The 23597-nt window shown below is 58.4% G+C and carries 27 protein-coding genes; 14 read left to right on the top strand and 13 right to left on the bottom strand.

The genetic code is table 11. From position 1 onward, the window contains the following. Positions 1–25: 25 nt before the first annotated feature. The 5 genes from HRR99_RS12100 to HRR99_RS12080 form a co-directional block, all read right to left on the bottom strand. Entirely contained in the window at positions 26–643 is a 618-nt protein-coding gene (locus tag HRR99_RS12100; RefSeq protein WP_233121892.1) for a tetratricopeptide repeat protein, read from the bottom strand. 101 nt (positions 644–744) lie between these two features. Continuing rightward, entirely contained in the window at positions 745–870 is a 126-nt protein-coding gene (ykgO, locus tag HRR99_RS12095; protein WP_007607121.1) for a type B 50S ribosomal protein L36, read from the bottom strand. 127 nt (positions 871–997) lie between these two features. Continuing rightward, a complete protein-coding gene (locus tag HRR99_RS12090; RefSeq protein ID WP_233121891.1) occupies positions 998–2107 on the bottom strand; it encodes a 5-(carboxyamino)imidazole ribonucleotide synthase in 1110 nt (369 codons plus the stop codon). Next, positions 2104–2571 (bottom strand): 5-(carboxyamino)imidazole ribonucleotide mutase, encoded by a 468-nt coding sequence (gene purE, locus HRR99_RS12085; RefSeq protein WP_422387314.1) that lies wholly within the window; start codon positions 2569–2571, stop codon positions 2104–2106. The genes HRR99_RS12090 and purE overlap by 4 nt, the downstream gene beginning before the upstream one ends. Positions 2572–2619: 48 nt before the next feature. Further along, positions 2620–2823 (bottom strand): YdcH family protein, encoded by a 204-nt coding sequence (locus HRR99_RS12080; protein WP_233121889.1) that lies wholly within the window; start codon positions 2821–2823, stop codon positions 2620–2622. 236 nt (positions 2824–3059) lie between these two features. Between HRR99_RS12080 and HRR99_RS12075 the strand changes: the two genes are divergently transcribed. Continuing rightward, on the top strand, positions 3060–3236 hold the full coding sequence (locus tag HRR99_RS12075; protein WP_111837586.1) for a YdcH family protein: 177 nt from the start codon (positions 3060–3062) through the stop codon (positions 3234–3236). 101 nt (positions 3237–3337) lie between these two features. Here the strand turns inward: HRR99_RS12075 and HRR99_RS12070 are convergent, their stop codons facing one another. Beyond that, entirely contained in the window at positions 3338–4099 is a 762-nt protein-coding gene (locus tag HRR99_RS12070) for a sulfite exporter TauE/SafE family protein (RefSeq protein ID WP_233121888.1), read from the bottom strand. Between the two features lie 104 nt (positions 4100–4203). Here HRR99_RS12070 and HRR99_RS12065 point away from each other — a divergent pair, with 104 nt between their 5' ends. The 5 genes from HRR99_RS12065 to HRR99_RS12045 all read left to right on the top strand — a co-directional run bounded on the left by HRR99_RS12065 (position 4204) and on the right by HRR99_RS12045 (position 9392). Beyond that, positions 4204–4857 carry a thiamine phosphate synthase gene (locus HRR99_RS12065; RefSeq protein ID WP_233121887.1) on the top strand — a complete coding sequence of 218 codons (654 nt, stop codon included), beginning with the start codon at positions 4204–4206 and terminating at the stop codon, positions 4855–4857. Positions 4858–4865: 8 nt separating this feature from the next. Beyond that, positions 4866–6053: a tetratricopeptide repeat protein gene (locus HRR99_RS12060; protein ID WP_422387266.1), complete on the top strand. Its 1188-nt coding sequence runs from the start codon at positions 4866–4868 to the stop codon at positions 6051–6053. Between the two features lie 141 nt (positions 6054–6194). After that, positions 6195–6995, top strand: coding sequence for an inositol monophosphatase family protein (locus HRR99_RS12055; RefSeq protein ID WP_233121886.1), 801 nt, complete (start codon positions 6195–6197; stop codon positions 6993–6995). Positions 6996–7338: 343 nt separating this feature from the next. Then, entirely contained in the window at positions 7339–8358 is a 1020-nt protein-coding gene (locus HRR99_RS12050) for a flagellar motor protein MotA (protein ID WP_111838406.1), read from the top strand. Between the two features lie 2 nt (positions 8359–8360). Then, positions 8361–9392, top strand: coding sequence for a peptidoglycan -binding protein (locus HRR99_RS12045; protein WP_111837590.1), 1032 nt, complete (start codon positions 8361–8363; stop codon positions 9390–9392). 58 nt (positions 9393–9450) lie between these two features. Here the strand turns inward: HRR99_RS12045 and HRR99_RS12040 are convergent, their stop codons facing one another. Further along, positions 9451–9606 carry a hypothetical protein gene (locus HRR99_RS12040; protein ID WP_233121885.1) on the bottom strand — a complete coding sequence of 52 codons (156 nt, stop codon included), beginning with the start codon at positions 9604–9606 and terminating at the stop codon, positions 9451–9453. Between the two features lie 134 nt (positions 9607–9740). On the opposite strand from HRR99_RS12040, the gene HRR99_RS12035 reads away from it, so the two are divergent. From HRR99_RS12035 to rcdA, 3 genes are all read left to right on the top strand, one after another. Continuing rightward, a complete protein-coding gene (locus HRR99_RS12035; protein ID WP_111838407.1) occupies positions 9741–11018 on the top strand; it encodes an MFS transporter in 1278 nt (425 codons plus the stop codon). After that, a complete protein-coding gene (locus HRR99_RS12030; protein ID WP_233121884.1) occupies positions 11015–11209 on the top strand; it encodes a DUF1192 domain-containing protein in 195 nt (64 codons plus the stop codon). The genes HRR99_RS12035 and HRR99_RS12030 overlap by 4 nt, the downstream gene beginning before the upstream one ends. Positions 11210–11565: 356 nt before the next feature. Next, complete coding sequence (gene rcdA, locus HRR99_RS12025) at positions 11566–12081, top strand: protease adaptor protein RcdA (RefSeq protein WP_233121883.1); 516 nt, start codon at positions 11566–11568, stop codon at positions 12079–12081. Between the two features lie 368 nt (positions 12082–12449). Here rcdA and rpmE read toward each other — a convergent pair whose 3' ends face one another. Then, positions 12450–12671 carry a 50S ribosomal protein L31 gene (rpmE, locus tag HRR99_RS12020; RefSeq protein WP_062452087.1) on the bottom strand — a complete coding sequence of 74 codons (222 nt, stop codon included), beginning with the start codon at positions 12669–12671 and terminating at the stop codon, positions 12450–12452. A gap of 255 nt (positions 12672–12926) precedes the next feature. Here rpmE and HRR99_RS12015 point away from each other — a divergent pair, with 255 nt between their 5' ends. Next, the gene (locus HRR99_RS12015; RefSeq protein WP_233121882.1) at positions 12927–14735 is read left to right on the top strand and encodes an ABC transporter transmembrane domain-containing protein; all 1809 of its coding nucleotides are present in this window, start codon (positions 12927–12929) and stop codon (positions 14733–14735) included. On the opposite strand, the gene HRR99_RS12010 is transcribed toward HRR99_RS12015, so the two are convergent. Beyond that, positions 14732–16378, bottom strand: coding sequence for an FAD-binding dehydrogenase (locus HRR99_RS12010; protein ID WP_233121881.1), 1647 nt, complete (start codon positions 16376–16378; stop codon positions 14732–14734). The two genes, HRR99_RS12015 and HRR99_RS12010, sit on opposite strands and share 4 nt — an antisense overlap. A gap of 172 nt (positions 16379–16550) precedes the next feature. Further along, positions 16551–17576 (bottom strand): class I fructose-bisphosphate aldolase, encoded by a 1026-nt coding sequence (locus HRR99_RS12005; protein ID WP_233121880.1) that lies wholly within the window; start codon positions 17574–17576, stop codon positions 16551–16553. Positions 17577–17768: 192 nt separating this feature from the next. On the opposite strand from HRR99_RS12005, the gene HRR99_RS12000 reads away from it, so the two are divergent. Then, complete coding sequence (locus tag HRR99_RS12000) at positions 17769–18074, top strand: type II toxin-antitoxin system RelE/ParE family toxin (protein ID WP_233121879.1); 306 nt, start codon at positions 17769–17771, stop codon at positions 18072–18074. Next, a complete protein-coding gene (locus tag HRR99_RS11995; RefSeq protein ID WP_233123492.1) occupies positions 18067–18357 on the top strand; it encodes an addiction module antidote protein in 291 nt (96 codons plus the stop codon). The genes HRR99_RS12000 and HRR99_RS11995 overlap by 8 nt, the downstream gene beginning before the upstream one ends. Before the next feature lie 13 nt (positions 18358–18370). On the opposite strand, the gene HRR99_RS11990 is transcribed toward HRR99_RS11995, so the two are convergent. Beyond that, positions 18371–19573, bottom strand: coding sequence for a phosphoglycerate kinase (locus HRR99_RS11990; protein WP_233121878.1), 1203 nt, complete (start codon positions 19571–19573; stop codon positions 18371–18373). Between the two features lie 74 nt (positions 19574–19647). Beyond that, positions 19648–21522: a potassium/proton antiporter gene (locus tag HRR99_RS11985; protein WP_233121876.1), complete on the bottom strand. Its 1875-nt coding sequence runs from the start codon at positions 21520–21522 to the stop codon at positions 19648–19650. 324 nt (positions 21523–21846) lie between these two features. On the opposite strand from HRR99_RS11985, the gene HRR99_RS11980 reads away from it, so the two are divergent. Both HRR99_RS11980 and HRR99_RS11975 read left to right on the top strand, forming a co-directional pair. Further along, on the top strand, positions 21847–22137 hold the full coding sequence (locus HRR99_RS11980) for a type II toxin-antitoxin system RelE/ParE family toxin (RefSeq protein WP_045228457.1): 291 nt from the start codon (positions 21847–21849) through the stop codon (positions 22135–22137). Positions 22138–22146: 9 nt separating this feature from the next. Then, positions 22147–22479, top strand: coding sequence for a HigA family addiction module antitoxin (locus HRR99_RS11975; protein WP_045228458.1), 333 nt, complete (start codon positions 22147–22149; stop codon positions 22477–22479). Positions 22480–22559: 80 nt separating this feature from the next. Here the strand turns inward: HRR99_RS11975 and gap are convergent, their stop codons facing one another. Continuing rightward, positions 22560–23570 carry a type I glyceraldehyde-3-phosphate dehydrogenase gene (gap, locus tag HRR99_RS11970; RefSeq protein ID WP_065697620.1) on the bottom strand — a complete coding sequence of 337 codons (1011 nt, stop codon included), beginning with the start codon at positions 23568–23570 and terminating at the stop codon, positions 22560–22562. Positions 23571–23597 lie beyond the last annotated feature (27 nt).

Here is a 23597-nt window from a genome sequence, read left to right as displayed (position 1 = left end):
ATCGCATTTTGCTAACCGGCTGATGTTAGCTGCGCGTTCCCGCCAGCTTCTCCGAGAGATCGCTGGCTTCCTTCTGCGCTTCTTTGTCGGCTGGGTAGATCGCGAGGTATTGCTCCCATACCTTCAAAGCGAGTTCATTGCGCTCTGAGCTTTCGAGAATATTGGCAAGGCTGGCGAGGGCGGGGAAGTAGCGCGGCTCTTTTTCCAGCGTCTGGTTTAGGTCCGACATGGCCTTGCGGGTATCACCATCGGCAAAATGCACCAATGCGCGGCGATACCATGCCTCGGCATAATCCGGCTCCAGTAGAATAGCCTGATCCAGAAAATCGTAAGTCGCAGCCTTGCGCTTTTCTTCGGCGGCTTCCTGCGACCATTTCATCAGAAGATTGATCGTTGCACTGCCCGAATCGGTCCACTCGCCGACAATCTCGTTGGCGATGACACGTGCCTTTTGGGCGTCGCGTTCTTTTCTGAGACTGGAAAACAGGCCGGTGACCGCGTCGTCGGATAGCGTTGCCGGTGGTGTCGTCGCTTGAGCCGTGGGGGGCGAATCGGCAGCAGGGGAGGCTGTCGTCAGAGGCTCGGCGCTCGCAGATGTTGCGAGACAGGCGGCGAGAAGGGCATAAAAACAAAACTGGCGCATACGGACAGAATAATCCGGCTGCGCCAATTATGAAATCAAATTTTGTGGTCTATCAACAATGTGATCCGCCACGACAAGGCGGGCACAGATACACCCGGTAATCAGCCCTGACGAGCCTTGAAACGTGGGTTCATCTTGTTGATGATGTAGACGCGGCCCTTGCGGCGAACCAGACGGTTATCGCGGTGACGGGCCTTAAGCGCTTTAAGCGAGTTCTTGATCTTCATTTTACTGGTCCGCAGTTTGGCGTGACGCTTCTTGCCACGCATATCTAAACAATCAAAAACGCGCTACGAGGGCGCGCTCTTTTCGGTTGGCAGGCAATTACCTTGTCATCCCCAGCGTGTCAACACGCTAAGAGTCAATTTGGCTGGAAACACCGGGTTTTCCGGCATTCAGGAGTTGCGTCACGTGGCCCATCTTGCGGCCTGCACGCGCTTCCGTCTTGCCATAGAGATGCACGAGGCAGTCCTTTTGGGCGAGCCATTGCGGCACATCATCAACGTCATCACCGATCAGATTGGTCATGACGCAGTCCGAATGGCGCTCTGTGGAGCCGGGGACAAGCCCTGCAACGGCGCGAATATGCTGCTCGAACTGCGAGACCACACAGGCGGCCTCCGTCCAGTGGCCGGTGTTGTGAACGCGGGGGGCCATTTCATTGGCAACCAGAGATCCGTCGTCCAGAACGAAAAACTCGATGCCGACGACGCCGACGTAATCAAGCGCCGCGAGAAGCTTCTCCGCAGATTGCACCGCGACGGCTCTTGCGGCCTCGGAAAGCTTGGCGGGAACGGTGGAGGTGTGGAGAATTCCGCCCAGATGAACGTTTTCAGCGGGGTCGTAGCAGGTCACCGTGCCATCGATGAACCGTGTGGCGATGATCGATATTTCACGCTCGAAAGCAACGAAGCTCTCCAGAATGAGCGGTACGCCGCCCAACGCATCGAACGCACCGGTCAGGTCTTCGCCACCTTTGAAGACACGCTGGCCCTTGCCGTCATACCCCATGCGACGGGTCTTCAGAACGCCCTTGCCGCCGAATTCGGATAGCGCTGCTTCCAGTTCGGCCTGATTGTCCACTTGGCGAAAACCGGCAGTTGGAATCCCGCAATCGTTGAGGAAGCTCTTTTCCGTCAGCCGGTCCTGCGAGGCGCTGAGTGCGCGCGGGGGCGGGTAGACGGCGACGGAGGCGGCCAGCATTTCGGCGGCAACCACCGGGACGTTTTCAAACTCGTAGGTGACGACGTCGCACACGCTGGCAAGTTCGCTCAGCGCCTTTTCGTCGTCATAGGCGGCGACGATCTGGCGGTTGCAGATCTGGGCAGCGGGACAGTCGGCCTGCGGTTCCAGCACGATGGTGCGGAAGTTGAGGCGGGCTGCGGCCATGGCCAGCATACGGGCGAGCTGACCGCCACCGATAATGCCGATGGTTCGTGATTTGCCTGAAGTCGTCGCTGTCATTGCGCGCTATCCAGGGGATATTCGGCAATCGCTGCCGTCTGGCGGGCACGGTAGTCATCCAACCGGTCGGCGAGGTCTTCGTCCGATAGCGCAAGCACCGCTGCGGCCAGAAGGGCGGCATTGATAGCGCCAGCGCGACCGATGGCGAGCGTGCCGACGGGAATGCCGGCGGGCATCTGCACGATGGAGTAGAGGCTGTCCTGCCCCGACATGGTCTTGGACTGCACGGGAACACCGAACACCGGAAGCGGCGTCAGCGCTGCTGTCATGCCCGGCAGATGGGCCGCACCACCGGCACCGGCGATGATGACCTTGAAGCCTTCCGCGCGCGCGCCGCTGGCAAAGCTGAACATACGCTCGGGCGTGCGGTGGGCGGAAATGATGCGGGCTTCATATTCCACATCCAGCGCATCCAGCGTGTCGGCGGCGTTTTTCATGGTTTCCCAGTCGGACTGGCTACCCATGATGATGGCGACGGGCGGTGTCTCTGTGCTCAACGGTCAATCTCCGTATCAGGCAATGATATCAGGAATAATCTGGTCTTCGATATGGGTCATCTTGTCCTTGATGACCAGCTTCTTCTTCTTCATCCGCTGAATGCGCAAGGCTTCGCAGTTGGTCTGGATCATGGCGTTGATCGCCGCATCGTAATCTTCATGTTCCTGGCGAAGTCGCGCAAGTACCAGCCGAACGTCGGCCTGATCCTGATCGGGCATCTCTTGTCTTCCCCATATGGTACAACCGGACCGCCATCCGGCCATTTTGTTGTCGGTCTTGGTGCCTGTACCACCAAATGACGGTAACGGGAAGTTTCCCGTGTCAGCATTTTGCCCAGATATTGCCTTGATTTCTCCTTCGACAAGGGAGGCGTTCCATGTCACATTGGTGTCGTAAACCTGAAACTCCAGCGATGGAGCGCTGGAGGTAGGTTCAACAAGGAAGGACGTGCCGCATGACCATTCAGGCTCATATAGCATCGCTGGAAAAGAAACACGGTGCTCTTGAGGAGGAGCTCGAAACCGTTCTCGCTTCCCCCTCTTCGGATGATAAGCAGATTGTGGATCTTAAACGCAAGAAACTGCGCCTGAAGGACGAAATGCAGAGGCTGCAAGCCTCCACGAAGCATTAAATTTCCAATATCTTTGTTGCCTGACGTCAGTTTCGTTTACGTCGCAGCCTGAAAGCCCGGCTCTGATTGCTATCGCGATCAGGGCCTTTTGTTTGGCCTGTTCAGACCACGGCGTCCCACAGCAATTTAAGGGCCGCCAGCAGAACCATCGTATACATCAGCGGATAGAAGACCGAGGGTTTCAGATACCTGACCACCCGCGCACCCAGCATGGTCGAGACGATGGCCACCGGCAGCAGCGTGAACGATGCGAGGAGGTTGGTGGTATCGATAGCTTCCAATGCGAAGTACGATACGAGCTTGATGGCGTTGACGATGGCGAAGAAGCGAACGGAAAGGCCGGTATAGCTTTTCGGGTCGAGCTTCAGCGGCATTACGTAAATCTGAAATGGCGGTCCACCGGCATGCGCAACGAAGCTGCAATAGCCTGAAAACGAGCCCCAAAGTGTCGCCTTTGCGCGATTTTGAGGTTTTGCGACCACCTCCACCTTGGGACCTTTGACGAAGCGATCATAAAAATACTGGGCCACGAAGATGATGGTGACGATGGCCAGCATGAAACGCATCGTATCGGCAGAGATGATGGCAGAGGTCGCCCAGCCCACGCCGATGCCAATCAAGGCACCAGGCAAAAGGATCAGCAGCGTTTCGCGGTGATTGTGGTGTCGCCATGCCCATAGCGCCACCATATCCATGGCAATCAGGATCGGCAGAAAGATTGCAGCCGCCTGCACCGGCGGCACGGCCAGCGCCATCAACGGCACGCCCATCAATGCCAAAGCGCCGCCCAGCCCGCCTTTTGACAGGCCGACGAGGATGACTGCGGGGATGGCGACGAGGAAAAATTGGAAATCGGGCAGCATGGATGGCGGTTGATCCTTTCGCCTGTCCGGTTTATCGGAAGTATGACATGAAAACGAGTGCAGATTGCGCGTGAAGCGTTCTGTCTGCGGAAATGGAAAAACCGATGACTGCCCCCAAAAATCGCTGCCGCCTCGTTTTGATCGTTCCAGCGCATGACGATGTCGCCCATCAGGCCAGCACATTGGCAGATGCGCTGCGGGGCGGGGATGTCGCATCTGTCATCATTCCGCAGTACGATCTCGACGATGCGACTTTCCAGAAACGTGCCGAAACGCTGGTGCCAATGGTTCAGGAAGCCGGTGCTGCGGCGCTGGTTGCGGGCGACAGCCGCACGGCAAGCCGCGTGAAGGCAGATGGCCTGCATGTCATCGGCGGTGCCGAAGCTCTGTCCGAGGCTGTCGAGAACTTCGCACCCAAGCTTATCGTCGGCGGCGGCAATGCAGATGACCGCCATAAGGCGCTGGAGCAGGGTGAAAGCAACCCTGATTACATGTTCTTCGGCAAGCTGGAAGGCGATATCAAGCCGGAAGCGCACCCCAAGAACATGGCGCTGGGCGAATGGTGGGCTTCCATGATCGAGATTCCTGCCATCGTGATGGGCGGTTCGGATGTCGCTTCCGTCGTCCCCGTCGCTGAAACCGGGGTAGAATTCGTGGCGCTGCGACTGGCGGTGTTTGACCATGCCGCGGGCGCGGCTCGGGCTGTGGCCGAAGCGAATGCGTTGCTTGACGAAAAAGCGCCACGGTTTGGCGGTTGATACACGCGATGATCGCTCGCTTGCTTCGTTTCCGTCTCTCTGCCACCGCCTTCGCACTTGCGTGGGTTGTCCTGCCGCATGCTGCCTCCGCGCAAGATCAGCAGCAGCCGCTGTTGCCGGGGGTTGAGACGCAGACCACGCCTGACGATGCGACGCCGATGGGCGAGGACACGGATTTCGGACCGGCCAGCAAGCCATCGCCCGAGGTTCTGTCGCGCCCTTCTGACGCGGATGCCGAACCGATCCGCAAGGGACGCGTGGTTTCCGACGAGCAGAAGGATTTGCAGCCATCGGGCGGCGTCAATGTCTATCAGCGCATGGGCGCGGAATTGCCCGCACTTCCGCCCGAGAAAAAGTTTACCGGCAAGATCGACGAGGCCTACGGCCATTATCAGCGCGGCGAATATGTCCAGGCGCTGTCCAAAGCGCTGACCCGCGCCCAGACGGGTGACGCCGCCGCCCAGACATTGGTAGCCGAAATGATGTCGCGCGGCTTCGGCATCGCCCGCAACGACAAGACGGCGGCCTTCTGGTACGAGCAGGGGGCCAAGGGTGGCGATCCCGTCGCCATGTTCAAATTCGCCTTGCTGTTGATGGAAGGCAAGCTGGTCAAGCACGACAAGACGCTGGCCGATGACTACATGCGCCGCGCCGCAGAGGCCGGCAATGCCGAGGCGGAATTCAACTGGGCGCAAATTCTTGTTTCCCAAACGCCGGGGCCGAACGGCCTGCATGCGGCCCTGCCGTTTTACGAAAAATCTGCCGAGAAGGGCGTGGCGGATGCGCAATATGCGGTGTCTCAGCTCTATTTCAGCCTGAAGGACGTTCCGCCTGAAAAGAAGGCGAAGGCGCGTGACTGGTTGACGCGGGCGGCAAAGGCCGGGTTCGATACTGCGCAAGTCGATCTCGGCATATGGCTGGTGAACGGGACAGGCGGCGAGCGAAACCTGGAAGAGGGCTTCCGCTGGCTCTACGGTGCCGCCCAGCGCGGCAATGTCGTGGCGCAGAACAAGGTCGCGCATCTCTACGTTCAGGCGCTGGGCACCAAGCCAGACCCGGTGGAAGCCGCAAAATGGTACGTGCTGTCTCGTCGTGCAGGACTGAAGGACCCCGGTCTCGAGGATTTCTATCTGGGCATCGAAGAGGACCAGCAGAAGAAGGCGATCGAAGCAGCCAACCGCTTCCGGCCTGCCTGAGCTGCGGGCGGAATAGGCTTTTTGCCTTGAAATCCAGCGCGTTTTGTGGTCTTGAACCGCAAACTTTCCATCAGAAACCATATCCGCGTGCCTGCCAGCAATTTTGGCTAGCAGGTTCAGCCACCTTTCAGGAACATTTTTATGGCCCGTTCAGCCCTTCTCAATGTCATGGTTCAGGCCGCCCTCAAGGCCGGAAAATCGCTGTCGCGTGACTTCGGTGAAGTGCAGAACCTGCAGGTTTCAGTCAAGGGCCCCGGCGATTTCGTCTCGCAGGCGGACCTGAAAGCCGAAAAGATCGTCCATGACGAGCTGATGAAGGCCCGCCCCACCTACGACTTTCTGGGTGAAGAGGGTGGCGAGGAAAAGGGCTCTGATGGCGCACACCGCTGGATCGTCGATCCCTTGGATGGCACCACCAACTTCCTGCACGGCATTCCGCAGTTTGCCGTGTCCATCGCGCTGGAGCGCAATGGCGAAATCGTCGCTGGCGTGATCTTCAACCCCGCGACCGATGAGCTCTACACCGCCGAGCGTGGCGGCGGGGCGTTCCTCAACGATCGCCGCATTCGCGTTGCTGCGCGCAAGCAGATCACCGATTGCGTCGTCTGCTGCGGCGTTCCGCATCTGGGCCGTGGCGATCACGGTAAGTTTCTGGTCGAGCTTCGTCACGTCATGGGCGAAGTGGCTGGCGTGCGCCGTTTCGGTGCCGCGTCCCTCGATCTCGCCTATGTCGCTGCCGGTCGCCTCGATGGTTTCTGGGAAACCGGTCTGGCACCGTGGGACATCGCCGCTGGCCTCGTTCTCATCCGTGAAGCGGGCGGTTTCGTCAGCGACATGAAGGGCGGTCAGGACATTTTCGACAATGGCAGCGTCATCGCCGGAAACGAATATATCCACAGGGCACTGACGGAAGTCGTCAACCGTCCGGTTCCGGGCCGTTAAGACACCCTCCACCCGTCATTCCGACCTTGAGCGGGAATCCAGCAGCGCCGCGTCTGCGGTGCGAAAGAGTATTTTGCGATCAAGGACTTGATCGCACTGAATCCCGCATCGAGTGCGGGATGACGGACGATAGGTACGGTCACACAATCTGGATTTCCCGCCAAACAACACCTTCGACAGCCATGGCATGACCACGCCGTGCAAAAACCCTTGTCACGTTACCGGCTTTTCACTTCAATTCGTCGTAATTTTACACTAGCTTCCCGTCGTAACCGTAACGCGCTGCCGAATCCCCTGAGGTTTTCGCGCGGGCGTTGCGGCAATACCAGAGGGAATGGGCATTATGGCGGATACTGAACGGCTTGATCTCGGTGTCGAGAAACCGGTGACGAAGCAATATCATCACAAGCTGTCGAGCCCCACGCCGTTTCTGTGGACGATGATCATCTTCCTCATCATCGTTGCGTTTCTGGCCGCCATTCTGTTTAGGCAGGCGCAGTCGGCGTTCATGACCAACCCGGGCTTGAACGGTTTCATCCTCGGCGTTCTCGTCATCGGCATCATTCTGGTCTTCACGCAGATATTCAGCCTTCGCCCTGAAGTGCGCTGGTTCAACGGCTTTCAGGCTGCTGGCACCGTCGATAAGGCGGGCCGTGCGCCGAAGCTTTTGGCACCCATGCATTCCGTCATCGGCAAGCGTGGCGAAGTGCGGCTTTCGACCGTCACGCAGCGCTCCATCCTCGATTCCATCGCCACCCGGCTGGATGAATCGCGCGATACCTCCCGCTATCTCATCGGCCTGCTGGTGTTTCTCGGCCTGCTCGGTACTTTCTGGGGTCTGATCGGCACCATCGGCGCCATCAGCGATGTCATTCAGGGGCTGGACCCAACGGCGGGTGACAGCACCGATATTCTGTCATCGCTGAAATCAGGTCTCACGGCACCGCTTGCGGGTATGGGCACGGCGTTTTCCTCGTCGCTTCTGGGTCTGTCCGGTTCGCTCATTCTCGGCTTTCTCGATTTGCAGGCCGGTCGCGCCCAGAACCGTTTTTACACTGAGCTTGAAAACTGGCTGTCGTCGGTGACCGATCCCGGCACGGATGTGACGGGTGAGGCGAGAGGCGCAGGCTATGGTGCTGTCGGCACCGAGCGTTCGTTGGCGGCCATGACCAGCCTTGCGGAAGGTATTCAGGGCCTCGTCAAGAACATGCGCGGCGAGCAGCAGATGCTGCGGGACTGGATCGAGGCCCAGCAGGAGGAATCCCGGTCCCTGCGTCGCACGCTGGACCGCCTGTCGGCGCGGATCGATGCGGAGCAGAAGAACGCTCCGCGCTCCATCCGCCACGATAACGGGAGCGAGTGATTATGGCGCTTGGGCGCAATCGCCGCCGCGACCGGAGTGTCGATTACTGGCCGGGTTTCGTGGATGCCTTGTCCACACTGCTCATGGCCATTATGTTCCTGCTCACGGTTTTCGTGCTGGCGCAGTTCATTCTCTCGCGTGAAATTTCCGGCAAGGACGAGGTGCTGAACCGCCTCAACAACCAGATTTCCGAACTGACTGAATTGCTCGCGCTTGAAAAAGGCAGCAAACAGGACATCGAAGACACGCTCGCCAACCTGCAATCCACACTCGCCTCCTCGGAAAGCGAGCGATCGCGCCTGCAATCCCTGCTGGATGCCGGTGCGGGCAACAGTTCTGCTGCCAATGCCCGTGTGGGTCAGTTGAGTGGTGAACTGGAAGATGCGCGTCAAGCCGGAACGCGGGCCTCGGCTCAGATCGATCTCCTCAACCAGCAGATCGCCGCGCTGCGTGCCCAGATCGCCTCGGTCGAATCCGCCTTGCAGGCATCCGAGGCAAAGGACACGTCCTCGCAGGTAAAGATCGCCGATCTCGGTCGTCGCCTCAACGTCGCGCTGGCGCAGCGCGTACAGGAGCTCAACCGCTATCGCTCGGATTTCTTCGGACGACTGCGCGAAATCCTGTCGGACCGCGAAAACATCCGCATTGTCGGTGACCGTTTCGTGTTCCAGTCGGAGGTGCTGTTCCCATCTGGCGGTAATGATCTGAACCCGCAGGGGCAGGCGGAAATGGCCAAGCTTGCGGCAGCGCTGATCGACCTAGCCAAGGAAATTCCCGCCGAAATCAACTGGGTTCTGCGCGTGGATGGCCACACCGACAATGTGCAATTGTCCGGTTCCGGTCGCTACCGCGACAATTGGGAGCTGTCGTCAGCGCGCGCGACATCGGTTGTGAAGTATCTAATTTCCAAGGGCGTTCCGGCCAACCGCCTGGTTGCGGCAGGGTTCGGCGAGTATCAGCCGCTGGCCGATGGCGATACGCCGGAAGCCAGATCCCAGAACCGCCGCATCGAGCTGAAGCTGACCGAGCGATAGGCCGGTACATCTTGCAAGTCCCGATAGTGCGATATGGCTCGATTTCGCACGTCGGCTCTTAAGGGCGCAGCAGGAGTACCAGTGTCCATAAAACGAAGGCTGCGGCGGCAATCTTCCAGCAATCGCCACGGCGGCGCAGACCCGGTAGCCCGAGCGGGCGGATGAGTTGAATGCACATCGCCAGCAGCAGAAAAAGCCCGATTGCCTTCGTCATCGCGAAACCTTTTGTCTTTATTGAATGAGCGTCACAGGGCGGACATTTTTATGTTCACCTATGGCGGCAACCTATTCGCGCACATTCCCGTCTATCCCGATACAGTGCATCGCAGCAGCATGAGAGTGGCTTTTATGAGCAGAAATCTTCTACCCGTATTCGCACTTTTATCCAGCACCCTGTTTCTGTTTCTCGGCAACGGTCTTCAGGGCCTGCTTTTGCCGGTACGTGGTTCGGCGGAAGGTTATTCCAACGAAGTTCTTGGTTTCCTCGGTACGTCCTGGGCTGCGGGTTTCGTTATCGGCTGCTTCGTGGCACCCGCTATTGTGCGGCGTGCGGGCCATATCAGGGCTTTCGGCAGCTTCGTCGCTCTCATTTGCCTGACGGTGCTGCTGACGGGTCTGTTCATCGATGATGTGTCCTGGGTCGCTTTGCGTGCCATTACCGGCTTTTGCACGGCAGGCACATCGATGATCATCGAAAGCTGGCTGAACGAGCGCGCTACCAATGAAAGCCGTGGGGCGATCTTTTCGCTCTACATTGCCATCACGCTGTTCGGCGTGGTCGCCGGTCAGCTCGTCGTGCCCTTCGGCAATGTCAGCACCACGTCGCTGTTCATGGTCTGCGCCATCATCTACTGCGTCGCCATCATGCCAGCCATGTTGTCGAAGGCAGAAAGCCCGCAACCGCTGAAGAAGGTCAAGCTTGATCTACCCGCCCTCTACCGCACCTCGCCGGTTTCCTTTGTCGGCATCCTCCTCATCGGCATCGCCAACGGTGCCTACGGTACGCTGGGTGCGGTTTTCGGTGCACGGGCAGGGCTGCATCCCACCACCATCGCCATCATGGTCAGTGTCACCATCTTCATCGGTGCACTGGCGCAGTTTCCTGCCGGTAAGCTGTCTGACCGGATAGACCGCCGTTTCGTTCTGGCGGGACTGTCGGGGCTCGCGGCCTTTGCTGGACTGGCCGTCGCCGTCATTCAGCCGTCCCATGTCTATGTGCTGATCGGCATGGTCGCGGTCTATGGCGCCTCGGCAAACGCGCTCTACCCCATCGCAGTCGCCCATGCCAACGACTTCGCGTCGTCGGAAGACTTCGTCAAGGTCTCTGGCGGGCTGCTGCTGCTTTACGGTATCGGCACCATTATCGGCCCCACGCTGGGCGGACCGATCATGACGTCTTACGGTCCTTACGCCCTGTTCGGGGTCACGGCGATTTCCCATCTTCTTATCACTGCCTATGCTATATTCCGCTCCAGGCAACGGGCGGCGCTGCCTACGGCGGAGAAGGACAACTTCTCCACAGCCGCAGCAGCACCGATGGCCACGCCTGAAAGTGTGTCGCTCGATCCGCGCGCGCCGCAGTACATCGAGGACGATGCGGAGCTGGAAAAAGGAGCCGGAATATGAGTGTATTCGAGGACGACCTGCCCAAATCGCCCGCCACGACTCACGTGGTCGGCGGTGATATCAGCCTTCTATCCGTCGATGAGCTGACGGGACGCATCACAATTTTGCGAGCGGAAATCGAAAGGCTGGAAGCCGAGCGCGAGAAGAAGTCCGCCGGTCGCAAGGCTGCCGAAAGCCTGTTTCGCAGCTGATGTAGCGAGGAACGTTTTGTTAACGTTACAGCGCGGTGCAGTTTTTCGTTTACCATTAACGATAAATTAAGCTTTTTAAGCGATTACTATACATGTTCAGTTCTTCTGAACTTCAGGCAGTTTCTCCCAACGGCGAATTGGTCTGATTTTTCTCCCTGTTTTACCTTGAGAGCCGCTTTTGCGGCTCTTTTTTTGTCGCCCTGCAATATTGCCAAAGCTGTGGGTATTAACCTTTCTTTAATAATCAGCTTGCGCATTTGGGCTATTGGTATCATCCTGAAAATACAAAGAGGCCGGAACTATTAAGCCTCTATCCCGTTGCCAGTTAGTATGGTGCGTAAGCAGGATTTGGAAAAATGTCAGAACAGGTTTTGAATACCATCAGCTTTGCTGGCCGCGCTGCAGCATCCAACCAGTTCAAAACTCTCTATACAGAGGGTATGACTCTGGTGGAAGAGACAGCGACCTATCTGGACGGCTCCGGCCGTGCTGCCTCCAAAGTTTTGCCCCGCATGGCATCCGTCCTCTACGCAGCGGAATCCATGCGCCTCACAACGCGTCTCATGCAGATGGCCTCCTGGCTTCTTCTTCAGCGCGCTGTTAACAATGGTGAGATGAGCCGTGATCAAGTATTGAGCGAGAAGAACAAGGTTCGTCTCGACAACTTCAACGTTGATCGCAATGCACCCGGCTGGAACGATCTGCCTGAGTCCTTCCGTGACCTCGTAGAGCGTTCCCTGCGTCTCCAGAACCGCGTTGCTCTGCTGGACCGCGAGATTTATCGCCCTACCGAAGCGACAAAGGTTCCTGACAATGAAAACAGCGTTCAGGCTCAGCTCAACCTGCTGCGCACGGCGTTTGCTGGAAACTGAGTTTCAGTCGAAACAAGAATTTGGAAAGCAGGCTTCGGCCTGCTTTTTTTGTTTTTAGCCGGGAATGGCGCCGTGCAGGGGAGGCATCCCTTCTTTCCGTCATACCGGCCTTGAGCCGGTATCCAGTCAGCCCTAGTCCTTGGGCTGAAAGAACCTCTGTCGCCGCGCAGACGCGCGTCTGCTGGACCCCGCAGCAAGTGCGGGGTGACGGAGGTAAGGGCATTTCCGCGAAAGCTACCTCTCACCATGACTTAACGGCTTTAGCTTAAAGCCCGTGCGACGGTAGCGTAAGCCACACCTACCAACACCCAAACAACAAAAAACCCCGGATCGCTCCAGGGTTTTTGCATTCATAGGTATCAACAGGATTAGAGGCCGAGGCCGCCGAAACGCTTGTTGAACTTGGAAACGCGACCGCCGCGGTCCATGAGCTGCTGGTTGCCACCAGTCCATGCCGGGTGCGACTTAGGGTCGATTTCGAGGTTCATGGTCTGACCCTCGGAACCCCAAGTGGAGAATGTTTCGTATTCTGTGCCATCGGTCATGACCACTTTGATCATGTGATAGTCTGGATGGATTTCAGCCTTCATGACAATATTCCTGCTTTGGTGACTTGCGGACCATTTGCCGCAATTGCGTCAACTGAGCCAATTCAATAATGAAGCCATAGACCATTTGGCCATGGCTTCCCAATTCGATGCGGAGCCTATACATGAAGGTCACCGAGATAACAAGTGCCTGCCGATGCTTGGCTCCACACTTGGCAGCACACATTGTCAGAGATGCGGAATTTGCCGCAGGAATGGCTGAAAAGCCACGGATGAGCGGCAAAGCAGGAGTAGAACGTGGCAGTTATTCAGGACCAGAAAACGGCAGGCCGCAGGACGCCGAAACCGCTGGCCAGTCTCTTTCCGTATCTTAAGCGGTATCGCGGGCTGGTTGCCGCCGCCCTGTTTGCGCTTGTTCTGTCTTCCGCCACCACGCTTGCCCTGCCGCTTGCGGTGCGTCGGATTATCGACCACGGTTTCGAGGGTGCCGATGGCGCGATGATCAACAACTACTTTGCAGTGCTGATGGCGATTGCGGTCGTTCTGGCCTTGGCCAGCGCCATGCGCTATTACTTTGTGATGACCATCGGCGAGCGTGTGGTGACCGATCTGCGCCGCGATGTGTTCGCTCATCTCACCTCGCTGTCGCAGGCCTTCTTCGATACCAATCATTCCGGTGAACTCGCCTCGCGTCTGACCGCCGATACGGTGCAGATTCGATCCGCCTTCGGGTCTTCCGCCTCCGTTGCGCTGCGCAACATCCTGCTCTGTCTGGGTGGGGTGGTCATGATGGTCTATACCAGCCCGCGCCTTGCGGGTCTTGCGCTGCTGGCTATTCCCCTCATCGTCTTTCCATTGATCGCCTTTGGTCGCTCGGTGCGCTCGCGCTCCAGAACCACGCAGGATACGCTGGCGGCGTCCTCGGCCTTTGCGGCTGAAACCATATCGGCCAGCCGCACGATCCAGTCCTTCAATGCTGAGCTGCTGGCGAACAGCCGTTATAACGACGCCGTCGAAAAGGCGTATCAGGGTGCCCGCGCCGCCATCAGCGCCCGTTCCGTACTGACGGCGGTCGCCATCAGCTTCGTCTTCGGCAGCGTCGTTGCCATTTTGTGGTACGGCGCCCATGGCGTGCTGACGGGTACGATTTCGGCGGGCACGCTCAGCCAATTCGTTCTCTACTCCGTCATCGCGGCCAGTTCTCTTGGGCAATTGTCCGAGGTCTGGGGTGAACTATCGCAGGCGGGGGGTGCTGCAGAACGCCTGTCGGAACTGCTGAACGAAAAATCTCCAGTTGAAGAGCCTGCTGTGCCCGCGGCCTTGCCGCGCCCCGCACGCGGTGAAGCGTGTTTTGAGAACGTTGCCTTCCATTACCCGCAAGGGGCGGGCAGGCCGATCCTTTCGGACCTGTCCTTCACGGTTGCCGCCGGTGAAACGGTTGCCATCGTCGGCCCATCCGGTGCCGGTAAAAGCACGGTGTTTTCGCTGCTGATGCGTTTTTACGATCCGCAGTCGGGCCGCATTACGGTTGATGGCACCGATATCCGCTCTGTCTCGCTGGAAGAGCTGCGGTCGCGTCTTGCCATCGTGCCGCAGGACGTGGCGATTTTCGCGACTTCGATCCATGACAATATCGCCTTTGGCAAGCCGGATGCGACCCGCGAGGAGGTGCGCGCAGCCGCTCTTGCAGCCCAGGCGGATGGCTTCATCACCAAGCTTCACGGAGGTTATGACACCGTTGTCGGCGAGCGCGGCGTAACGCTATCCGGCGGCCAGCGCCAGCGCATTGCCATTGCCCGTGCCATCCTTCGAGATGCGCCGATCCTGCTGCTCGACGAAGCTACTTCGGCGCTGGATGCGGAAAGCGAAACGCTGGTGCAGAAGGCGCTGGATCAGGCCATCAGCAAACGCACCACCATCGTTATCGCTCACCGTCTTGCCACCGTGCTGAAGGCAGACCGTATTCTGGTGATGGATGAGGGCCGCATCATCGAAGAGGGCACCCATCAGAGCCTCATTCGCCAAGGTGGCCTCTATGCCAAGCTCGCCCGCCTGCAATTCGAGACGGGTAGCGACGAGGTCGTGACATTGGTGAAGTCCAGCTAAGCGCCGACGCTGCGACCGGCAACCCGGCCCGAAAACAGGCACCCGCCCAGAAACGTGCCTTCCAGCGCGTTGTAGCCATGCATGCCGCCACCGCCGAAGCCAGAAACTTCACCTGCCGCATACAAGCCGGAAATGGCGTTGCCAGTCTCATCCAGCACACGCCCCTGAAGGTCGGTGTGCAGGCCCCCCAGCGTCTTGCGCGTCAGGATGTGCAGACGCACGGCAATCAGCGGTCCTGCTGTCGGGTCCAGCAGGCGGTGAGGTTTGGCAGTGCGCATCAGCTTGTCGCCGAGATAATTGCGCGCGCCTCTGATGGCGGTGATCTGCGCGTCCTTGCTGAAGCTATTAGCAAGCTCTCGGTCCCGCGCCTCGATCTGCGTGCGGATATGTGAGACGTCCAGCCTGTCCTCGCCGCTGATCGCGTTCATGGCCTGCACCAATTCTTCCAGCGTATCGCGCACGGCAAAATCCTCGCCGCGCTCCATGAAGGCCTTAATCGGGCCTGCCGGTTCCTTGCCCAGACGTTTCAGCAGCAGGCGGATATTCTTGTCTGTCAGATCCGGGTTCTGCTCCGAACCGGAAAGCGCAAACTCCTTCTTAATGATCGCTTTCGTCAGAATGAACCAGCTGTAATCGCTGCCGCGCTCGCGCAGGATTTTCAGTGTCCCCAGCGTATCAAAACCCGGCAAGGCAGGTGCTGGCAGGCGGTCGCCACTGGCATCGCACCAGAAGGACGAGGGGCCGGGCAGGATGCGGATGCCGTGCATCGGCCAGATGGGGTCGTGGTTCTTGACGCCCTCGGTGTAATGCCACATGCGGTCGCGGTTGATGACCGCGCCACCTGCCGCCTCGGTGATAGCAATCATGCGACCATCCACATGCGCGGGCACGCCACATACCATTTCCCCCGGCGGTTGGCCCAAACGGTCGACCGGCCAGTTTTGTCTCACCAGATCATGATTGCCGCCAATTCCGCCGGAGGTGACGATGACGGCGGACGCCTCGAACAGGAAGTCGCCCACCACATCGCGGCTGCTTTTCTCCCCGCGCTGGACAGGATCAGCCGCCAGCAGCGAGCCGGAGATGCCGGTTACCGCGCCATCCACAGTCTCCAGCGCATCCACCTGATGGCGGAACCTGAACGTGATCAATCCCCGTCCTGCGAGCCGCTGCGCCTTCTCCACGAAGGGTGCCAGCACACCGGGACCGGTGCCCCATGTCACGTGGAAACGCGGCACGGAGTTGCCATGGCCGTGTGCATGGGCACCGCCACGCTCTGCCCAGCCGACAACCGGAAACCAGCGCATGCCCAGCCCGTGCAGCCATGCCCGCTTTTCACCCGCTGCAAACTCCAGATAGGCCTGCGCCCACAATCGCGGCCAGTGGTCTTCGGTACGGTCAAAGCCCGCAGAACCAAGCCAGTCCTGCCGTGCAAGGTCGAGGCTGTCGGAGATACGCATGAAACGCTGCTCGGGGCTATCGATGAAGAACAATCCGCCCAACGACCAGAAGGCCTGCCCGCCAAGGTTCTGCTGCCCTTCCTGATCGACGACGCAGACCGCCAGACCCCGTTCCGCCGCCTCCGTCGCCGCAACTAGCCCAGCCAGCCCGGCACCCACAACCACAACGTCAAACCGCTCCATCAATCCCTCCCGATAGATTCGAGTTACTTTTACGCGAAGGTCAATATGATGCAATGGTAAGAGGTGCGGGAGGAGATTGACGTGAGATAACAGAAAGACAAAAAACGCCCGCAATAGTGTCACGGGCGGTGGTCGATCATCTTTTGAAGCGTTGTAGCGCTGGGCTAAAGGCTTAAGCGGCCTTTTCCTGCTCTTCTGTCCAGTTGCCAAGGGCCGCCAGCGAGTTCATTTCCGCGCGGTGACGGAAGGCGCGCTGTCCAGCCGCGACGTTTTCCTGTTTGCCGCCCCATGCGTTGAGGGCGGTCTCTTGAAGCGCGCGGCCATAGGAGAAGGTCAGCGCCCATGGCAGATCATAACCGCTGTTCATGGCGGAGAGGTGAGCCGTTGCTTCTTCGGCTGACTGGCCACCCGACAGGAAAGCAACGCCGGGCACTGCCGATGGGACGGTTACCTTCAGAACCTTGACGGTCTTCTCCGCAACCTCGTCGATAGAGGCCTTGCGAGCGTTCTTGCCATCAATGACCATGTTTGGCTTGAGGATCATGCCTTCCAGATTGACGCGTGCGTCGTACAGGTCGGTGAAGACGGTGCGCAGGACCCATTCGGTCACTTCTGCGCAACGGTCGATGCTGTGGCTGCCTGGTTCACCGTCCATCAGCACTTCCGGCTCTACGATCGGCACGATGCCAGCTTGCTGGCAGAGAGCTGCGTAGCGGGCCAAAGCCTGCGAATCCGCCTTGATCGAACCCCATGTCGGCAGACCGTTGCCAATGTTGATGACGCCACGCCACTTGGCGAAACGTGCACCTGCTTCGTAATATTTTGTCAAGCGCTCGGCCAGGCCGTCAAGACCTTCCGTTACCGTTTCGCCGGGGAATAAAGCCTGCGGCTTGGCGCCCATATCAACCTTGATACCGGGGAGACTGCCAGCAGCCTTGATGATGTCAACGAAAGGCGTGCCGTCTGCTGCTTTCTGAAACAGGGTTTCCTCATAGAGGATCACGCCCGAGATGCAACCACTCATCGCGTCTTCCGTGCGAAACAGCATTTCGCGATAATCACGACGGCTCGTTTCGGTGGATTCCAGACCAATAGTGTCAAAGCGCTTCTTGATGGTGCCGGTGGATTCATCCGCGGCCAGCAAACCCTTGCCGTTGGCAACCATCTTCACTGCGATGTCTTCAAGACGTTCTGTCATTTTAGATCTCCTTTGACACAATGATTTTGGGGTACCAGAAGTTCCAAGGCAGGAAAATGGCGCGCTAAATCATTGAAACGATTGAAATGCTTTCAATCGTTTGAAACTTTAGAAAATCTTTAAAAAATTTAAATGCGAAATGATTGGTTCAGCGAGGATTGTACAATTGTAGTTTTTACACTACAAAATCTTATGATCGAACTAAGGCAGACAGCTGTATTCGTCAGATGGGAATCCCGCCTCAGAGATAAGCGTGCCAGAACCCTCATCGCAGCGCGGTTGACGCGGCTGGCAGCAGGGTTGCCGGGAGACGTTGAGCCAGTTGGTGAGGGCGTCAGTGAACTGCGGATTCACCATGGACCGGGATATCGCATCTACTTCCAGCAGCGCGGAAATCTCCTGATCGTCTTGCTCTGTGGTGGAGACAAGGGATCTCAAGCCCGCGACAGTGCTGCTGCCAAGAAACTTGCCAAGGAATGGATTTTAGATGATGAGTAAAAAGCTTTCCACGTACGACCCAGCCGCCGCACTGGTGGATGATGAAGAAATCGCCGCTTTCATGGCTGATGCATTTGAAACAGGCGATGCGGCCTATGTTGCCAAAGCCCTTGGCGTGGTGGCACGCGCCAAGGGTATGACCGAGATATCCCGCAAGACCGGGCTGTCGCGCGAACAGCTTTATCGTTCTTTCAGCGAACGGGGAAACCCGACGCTAAAAACGACGCTGGCCGTCATGCGTGCGCTTGGCGTAGATATGACCGCCAAGGCACATTCGGCATAGTGATTTTTGACAACTACTTCTGTTCGGTGAGGATCGCCACACCCGGGAGGACCTTGCCTTCCATCCACTCCAGGAACGCACCGCCTGCGGTAGAGATGTAGGTGAAGTCGTCCGCCACGCCCGCGTGGTTCAATGCGGCCACCGTATCGCCGCCACCGGCGACGGAGACGAGTTTGCCGTTTCTGGTGCATTCGGCTGCATGCTGGGCAGCGGCGACCGTGGCCTTGTCGAAGGGAGCGATTTCGAAGGCGCCGAGGGGGCCGTTCCAGACCAGCGTTTCGGCGCGGGAAATCCAGCCCTTGATGGCTTCGACGGATTTCGGACCGACGTCCAGAACCATTGCGTCATCGGGGATTTCGTTGATATCAACGACTTCGTTTTCGGCATTGGCCTTGAACTCACGCGCAACGACGCCGTCTTCTGGCAGCACGATGGCGCAGCCTGCGGTCGCGGCTTCGATCATGATCTGCTTGGCGGTTTCGGCCAGATCATGCTCGCAGAGCGACTTACCGACATGGGTGCCGCGTGCGGCAAGGAAGGTGTTGGCCATGCCGCCGCCGATGACCAGCGCATCGACTTTCTTGACGAGGTTCATCAGCAGGTCGATCTTGGAAGAGACTTTTGCACCGCCGACGATGGCAACGACTGGGCGGGCAGGTGCGCCGAGACCCTTTTCCAGCGCTTCAAGCTCTGCCTGCATCGTGCGGCCAGCGTAAGCGGGCAGGTGGCGCGCAAGACCTTCGGTGGAAGCGTGGGCACGGTGGGCGGCGGAGAAGGCGTCGTTGACGTAGATATCGCCGTTCTTTGCCAGTTCGGCCACGAAGGCGGCATCGTTCTTTTCTTCGCCCTTGTGGAAGCGGGTGTTTTCCAGAAGCAGAATGTCGCCATTCTGCATGGCGGCAACAGCGGTTGCCGCAGGCTCTCCAATCGCGTCCGAGGCGAAGTGAACGGTATGGCCGAGAACCTCTTCCACAGCAGAGGTGATGAGCGATAGTGACATGTCGGCGACGGGCTCACCCTTCGGGCGACCGAAATGGGCCAGCAGAATGACTTTCGCGCCTTTTTTCGACAGTTCGAGAATAGTAGGGGCAACGCGTTCTATGCGGGTCTTGTCGGTGACCTTGCCGTCAGCAACCGGAACGTTGAGGTCTACGCGCACAAGAACGCGCTTTCCGGCGATATCGGTGAGGTGATCGAGGGTCTTGAAGGCGGGCATAGGTCGATCCTGCTGTCGTTGATGGAATGGCTTTGCGCGCGAACATACTATGCTTGACCCGAGGTGCAAGCCGCTCAACGATCATTTTCTGCCTGCGTACTGTCGTCGCCCGCCACTGGTATGGGGTTACCGGTGGCTGCTGCGCGGCGCGTACGCCGTTTCTCGGCAAAATGGCTGCGTGTTCGGTGGACGATTTCCTTCAGGCTGATGAAGACGGGCAGGGTGATGGCGGGCTCCACAGGTTCCAGTGAAATGCCGACGCTGGAAATGGCGTGGTTCTCATCGAGATCTCGGACGATGAGGATCAATGAGCCCAGGCGCACACGGTCGGCATATTCGGCCTTGCCGCCCAGACGGCTGGTGATGAGCTCGGCAACCGTCAGCGATTGCTCCTGCATGGTCAAAAGGCCCGGCCCATAGGAGGCATCCAGTTCTCGCGCGGGGCGCTGGGGCGAGATGGCGAAAGTGCCGAACAGGTCTTCGTCATCCTTTGTCACCGGTTTTGCGCTGGCAAACAGCCGGTCGAGAAGCCGTGAATTGATGGGAATGACGAAGAGATAGACCAGATCGTTTTCGCGCAGGCGACCAGCATATTGATAGCGAATGGACTTGCCCTCCCGCACCACCAGCGACGGCATGGCCCAGCGCGGAATGCGCTCCCCCTGTAACACCGCGCTGCCTTTTGCAACGCGGTAGGATACCAGTTCGTGGGTGGCGGTACCGGGCAGGTCCACTTCGAGTTTGTCGACATCGCCCATGCGCGGCGGCACGATGAGGCCGAGGCGTGTGGCAACGGGTTTGATGGTCCAGCCCTGCAACAGAAGCGAAACGAGAACGATGATGAACGCCGCGTTGAAATAGGTTTCCGCACCTTGCAACCCGCCCAGTGCTGGCAGAATGGCCAGCAGAATGGAGACAGCACCGCGCAAGCCCACCCAGGCGACGAAGGTCGTTTCCTGCTGGGTATAGTTGAAGGGCATGAGGCTGAGCCACACGGCCAACGGTCTTGCGATGAAGATGAGGAACAGCGCAAGTAACACTGCAGGCACGATGATGGCAGGAAACTGCGAGGGCGTTGCGAGAAGGCCGAGCATCAAGAACATGATGATCTGCGCCAGCCACGTCATGCCCTCATGAAATCGGCGGATGGCGCCCTTGGCGAAAATCTTGCGATTGCCTGCAACGATGCCCGCGACATAGACCGCCAGAAAACCGCTGCCATGCAACGCTCCGGTGGCGGAAAATACCAGCAGCGCCAACGCTAGAACAAGGATCGGCACAAGGCCGCGATCCACCTGAAAGCGGTTGACGACAGTGACGATCATCAGCCCGCCGCCCAAGCCGAAGATGACGCCCAACGCCATTTCCTGCATGAACAGGAGAAGGAAGCTGGTATCGAAACCCGCAATGCCCTGACCTTTCGAGACGACTTCCACGAGCGCGACAGTCAGGAAAATCGCCATTGGATCGTTGGTGCCGGATTCGACTTCAAGGGTGGAGCGCACCTGATCGCGGATATGAATACCGCCGATGCGCAGCAGAAAGAACACTGCGGCCGCATCCGTGGAGGCGACGATGGAGCCCAGCAACAGGCCTTCCAGCCAGGAGAAGCCGAGAAGCAGGGCTGCGGCACCTGCAAAAAACACCGATGTCAGCACCACGCCGACAGTGGCCAAAGAAATGGATGGCCCGGCGGACAGCTTGAAAGACTGGATCGATGTGCCGAAGCCGCTATCGAACAGGATAACGGCCAGCACCAGCGAGCCCAGCATGTAGGCCAGCGGATTGTTGCTGAAATGAATGCCCAGCCCATCTGTGCCCGCTGCAAGGCCTATCATCAGGAAAAGAAGCAGCAGCGGCGCGCCAAAGCGGTAGGCGATGAGGCTGGAAAAGGCAGCGACAAGAACGAGGACGGTGGCGACGAGCAGCAATAAATAAAACGATTCCACGCACACGTCCTTTTCCTGAAAGGCCGCGTGGCGCACATGCTCCCGCACGTCAGCAGTCAATGCGCCACGTTTTGGACGGCCACGGCGCAGGGGTTTCGCGCAGCGGGCAGGGCAAGGCGAGGTGTATCGAATGATACGGCAGGGCAGGATGCGCAGAGCGACGCGACCGAATCCCTAGTTGGATTTTTCCGGGCGAATATGGACCAGAGCAAGGCGAGCGAGGAGGAAAATGACGGTTTGCAGATTGATTTGACGTTACGTAAATTAGGCATATGGTGTATAGTGTAGCTTGACGCTTTTCATTCCAATTGTTAGTTTGATCTCATGAAAATCCGTAACGTGATCCATAAGGGTTTGCGCCGTTTGATCGAGGACGATGACGCGTCCGGCTTGCAGGCGGCCGTGGTGCCGAAACTGCTTCGCATCGTTTCTTTCCTTCAGGATATGGAACGCGAAGACGAATTACGCACGGTTCCGAGCTGGAAGGCGCATCAACTGACCGGTGATCGCAAGGGCACCTGGAGCCTGTTCGTTACAAAGAACTGGCGGATCACGCTGCGGATCGATCAAGCGGAAATCGAGATTGTCGATCTCGACTATGAAGACTATCACTAGGAGGTGGCTATGAATGCGATGCAAGGCATCCGCCTGAAAAACCCCGCTCACCCCGGCGGTTTCATCAAAAGCGAGATTATCGAACCGCTAGGCCTATCTGTCACGGCTGCGGCGCAGGTCCTCGGTGTCACGAGAGCGGCCTTGTCGGCTCTGCTGAATGAACGCTCGCATCTCTCTTCGGAGATGGCGTTGAGAATCGAGAAAGCCTTCGGTGTGTCAATGGATACGTTGATGAGGATGCAGAACAGCTTTGATATTGCGCAGGCGCGCAAGCGGGAAGGCGAGATCAATGTCGCGCCGTTCAGCGGTAAGCCAATCGATCAGCAGACCGCGCTGGGCTAACCTGAAAACTGATGTCCCAAAACACAAAACCCGGCAGGATCGCTCCCGCCGGGTTTTGCTCATTCACTATCTGCGAAAAATCAGATCGTCTTGGCCAGCGCCACTGCCGTGTCGGACATACGGTTGGAGAAGCCCCATTCGTTGTCGTACCAGGTCAGGATACGCACGAAGTTGCCTTCCATGACCTTTGTCTGGTCCGTTGCGAAAATGGAAGAGTGGCTGTCGTGGTTGAAGTCGCGGGAGACCAATGGTTCGTCGGTATAGCCGAGGATGCCCTTCAGCGCGCCGTTGGAGGCGGACTTGATGGCGTTGTTGATTTCCTCGACGGTCGTTGCCTTCTTGGCCACGAACTTGAAGTCGACGACCGAGACGTTTGGCGTTGGAACGCGGATAGACGTGCCGTCGAGCTTGCCTTTGAGGTGTGGCAGTACGAGGCCAACGGCCTTGGCGGCGCCGGTCGAGGTCGGGATCATGGACAGGGCAGCGGCGCGGGCGCGGTACAGGTCCTTGTGCATGGTATCCAGCGTTGGCTGGTCGCCGGTGTAGGAGTGGATCGTGGTCATGAAGCCGTGGTCGATGCCGACGACGTCATCCAGAACCTTGACGACTGGAACCAGGCAGTTTGTCGTGCAGGATGCGTTGGAGATGACGAGGTGGTCCTTCGTCAACTGGTCGTGGTTGACACCGAAGACGACCGTCAGATCCGCACCTTCGGCAGGCGCCGAGATGATGACGCGCTTTGCACCGGCGGTAAGGTGAGCGGCTGCCTTGTCACGGGCAACAAAGATGCCGGTGCATTCCAGCGCGATATCGACGCCGAGTTCCTTGTGCGGCAGCTGGGCTGGATCGCGCACAGCTGTGACCTTGATCGGCTTGCCGCCAGCAACGATGATCGTGTCGCCTTCGACCTTCACGTCAGCCGGGAATTTGCCGTGGATGCTGTCGTAGCGTAGCAGATGCGCATTGGTTTCGACCGGGCCTAAGTCGTTGATGGCAACGACTTCGATGTCCGTGCGGCCGGATTCCACGATAGCGCGAAGGACGTTACGGCCGATGCGACCAAAACCGTTAATGGCAACTTTTACAGTCATTTACATACTCCCTGTCAATATCTCGAT

Origin of the sequence: Agrobacterium vaccinii (assembly GCF_021310995.1) — a bacterium.
GTDB lineage: Bacteria > Pseudomonadota > Alphaproteobacteria > Rhizobiales > Rhizobiaceae > Agrobacterium > Agrobacterium vaccinii.
This window is presented reverse-complemented; position numbering and strand designations above follow the sequence as displayed.

What these genes read in the sequence shown, in the direction of transcription:
- HRR99_RS11995 (WP_233123492.1), top strand. Translation starts at nt 18,067, where the DNA reads ATGAGTAAAAAGCTTTCCACGTACGACCCAGCCGCCGCACTGGTGGAT.
- rpmE (WP_062452087.1), bottom strand. Translation starts at nt 12,671, where the DNA reads ATGAAGGCTGAAATCCATCCAGACTATCACATGATCAAAGTGGTCATG.
- gap (WP_065697620.1), bottom strand. Translation starts at nt 23,570, where the DNA reads ATGACTGTAAAAGTTGCCATTAACGGTTTTGGTCGCATCGGCCGTAAC.
- HRR99_RS12035 (WP_111838407.1), top strand. Translation starts at nt 9,741, where the DNA reads ATGAGCAGAAATCTTCTACCCGTATTCGCACTTTTATCCAGCACCCTG.
- HRR99_RS12065 (WP_233121887.1), top strand. Translation starts at nt 4,204, where the DNA reads ATGACTGCCCCCAAAAATCGCTGCCGCCTCGTTTTGATCGTTCCAGCG.
- HRR99_RS11980 (WP_045228457.1), top strand. Translation starts at nt 21,847, where the DNA reads ATGAAAATCCGTAACGTGATCCATAAGGGTTTGCGCCGTTTGATCGAG.
- HRR99_RS12090 (WP_233121891.1), bottom strand. Translation starts at nt 2,107, where the DNA reads ATGACAGCGACGACTTCAGGCAAATCACGAACCATCGGCATTATCGGT.
- purE (WP_422387314.1), bottom strand. Translation starts at nt 2,571, where the DNA reads ATGGGTAGCCAGTCCGACTGGGAAACCATGAAAAACGCCGCCGACACG.
- rcdA (WP_233121883.1), top strand. Translation starts at nt 11,566, where the DNA reads ATGTCAGAACAGGTTTTGAATACCATCAGCTTTGCTGGCCGCGCTGCA.
- HRR99_RS12040 (WP_233121885.1), bottom strand. Translation starts at nt 9,606, where the DNA reads ATGACGAAGGCAATCGGGCTTTTTCTGCTGCTGGCGATGTGCATTCAA.
- HRR99_RS12010 (WP_233121881.1), bottom strand. Translation starts at nt 16,378, where the DNA reads ATGGAGCGGTTTGACGTTGTGGTTGTGGGTGCCGGGCTGGCTGGGCTA.
- HRR99_RS11990 (WP_233121878.1), bottom strand. Translation starts at nt 19,573, where the DNA reads ATGCCCGCCTTCAAGACCCTCGATCACCTCACCGATATCGCCGGAAAG.
- HRR99_RS12005 (WP_233121880.1), bottom strand. Translation starts at nt 17,576, where the DNA reads ATGACAGAACGTCTTGAAGACATCGCAGTGAAGATGGTTGCCAACGGC.
- ykgO (WP_007607121.1), bottom strand. Translation starts at nt 870, where the DNA reads ATGAAGATCAAGAACTCGCTTAAAGCGCTTAAGGCCCGTCACCGCGAT.
- HRR99_RS12100 (WP_233121892.1), bottom strand. Translation starts at nt 643, where the DNA reads ATGCGCCAGTTTTGTTTTTATGCCCTTCTCGCCGCCTGTCTCGCAACA.
- HRR99_RS12030 (WP_233121884.1), top strand. Translation starts at nt 11,015, where the DNA reads ATGAGTGTATTCGAGGACGACCTGCCCAAATCGCCCGCCACGACTCAC.
- HRR99_RS11975 (WP_045228458.1), top strand. Translation starts at nt 22,147, where the DNA reads ATGAATGCGATGCAAGGCATCCGCCTGAAAAACCCCGCTCACCCCGGC.
- HRR99_RS12060 (WP_422387266.1), top strand. Translation starts at nt 4,866, where the DNA reads ATGATCGCTCGCTTGCTTCGTTTCCGTCTCTCTGCCACCGCCTTCGCA.
- HRR99_RS12070 (WP_233121888.1), bottom strand. Translation starts at nt 4,099, where the DNA reads ATGCTGCCCGATTTCCAATTTTTCCTCGTCGCCATCCCCGCAGTCATC.
- HRR99_RS12000 (WP_233121879.1), top strand. Translation starts at nt 17,769, where the DNA reads ATGATCGAACTAAGGCAGACAGCTGTATTCGTCAGATGGGAATCCCGC.
- HRR99_RS12080 (WP_233121889.1), bottom strand. Translation starts at nt 2,823, where the DNA reads ATGCCCGATCAGGATCAGGCCGACGTTCGGCTGGTACTTGCGCGACTT.
- HRR99_RS12045 (WP_111837590.1), top strand. Translation starts at nt 8,361, where the DNA reads ATGGCGCTTGGGCGCAATCGCCGCCGCGACCGGAGTGTCGATTACTGG.
- HRR99_RS12075 (WP_111837586.1), top strand. Translation starts at nt 3,060, where the DNA reads ATGACCATTCAGGCTCATATAGCATCGCTGGAAAAGAAACACGGTGCT.
- HRR99_RS12050 (WP_111838406.1), top strand. Translation starts at nt 7,339, where the DNA reads ATGGCGGATACTGAACGGCTTGATCTCGGTGTCGAGAAACCGGTGACG.
- HRR99_RS12055 (WP_233121886.1), top strand. Translation starts at nt 6,195, where the DNA reads ATGGCCCGTTCAGCCCTTCTCAATGTCATGGTTCAGGCCGCCCTCAAG.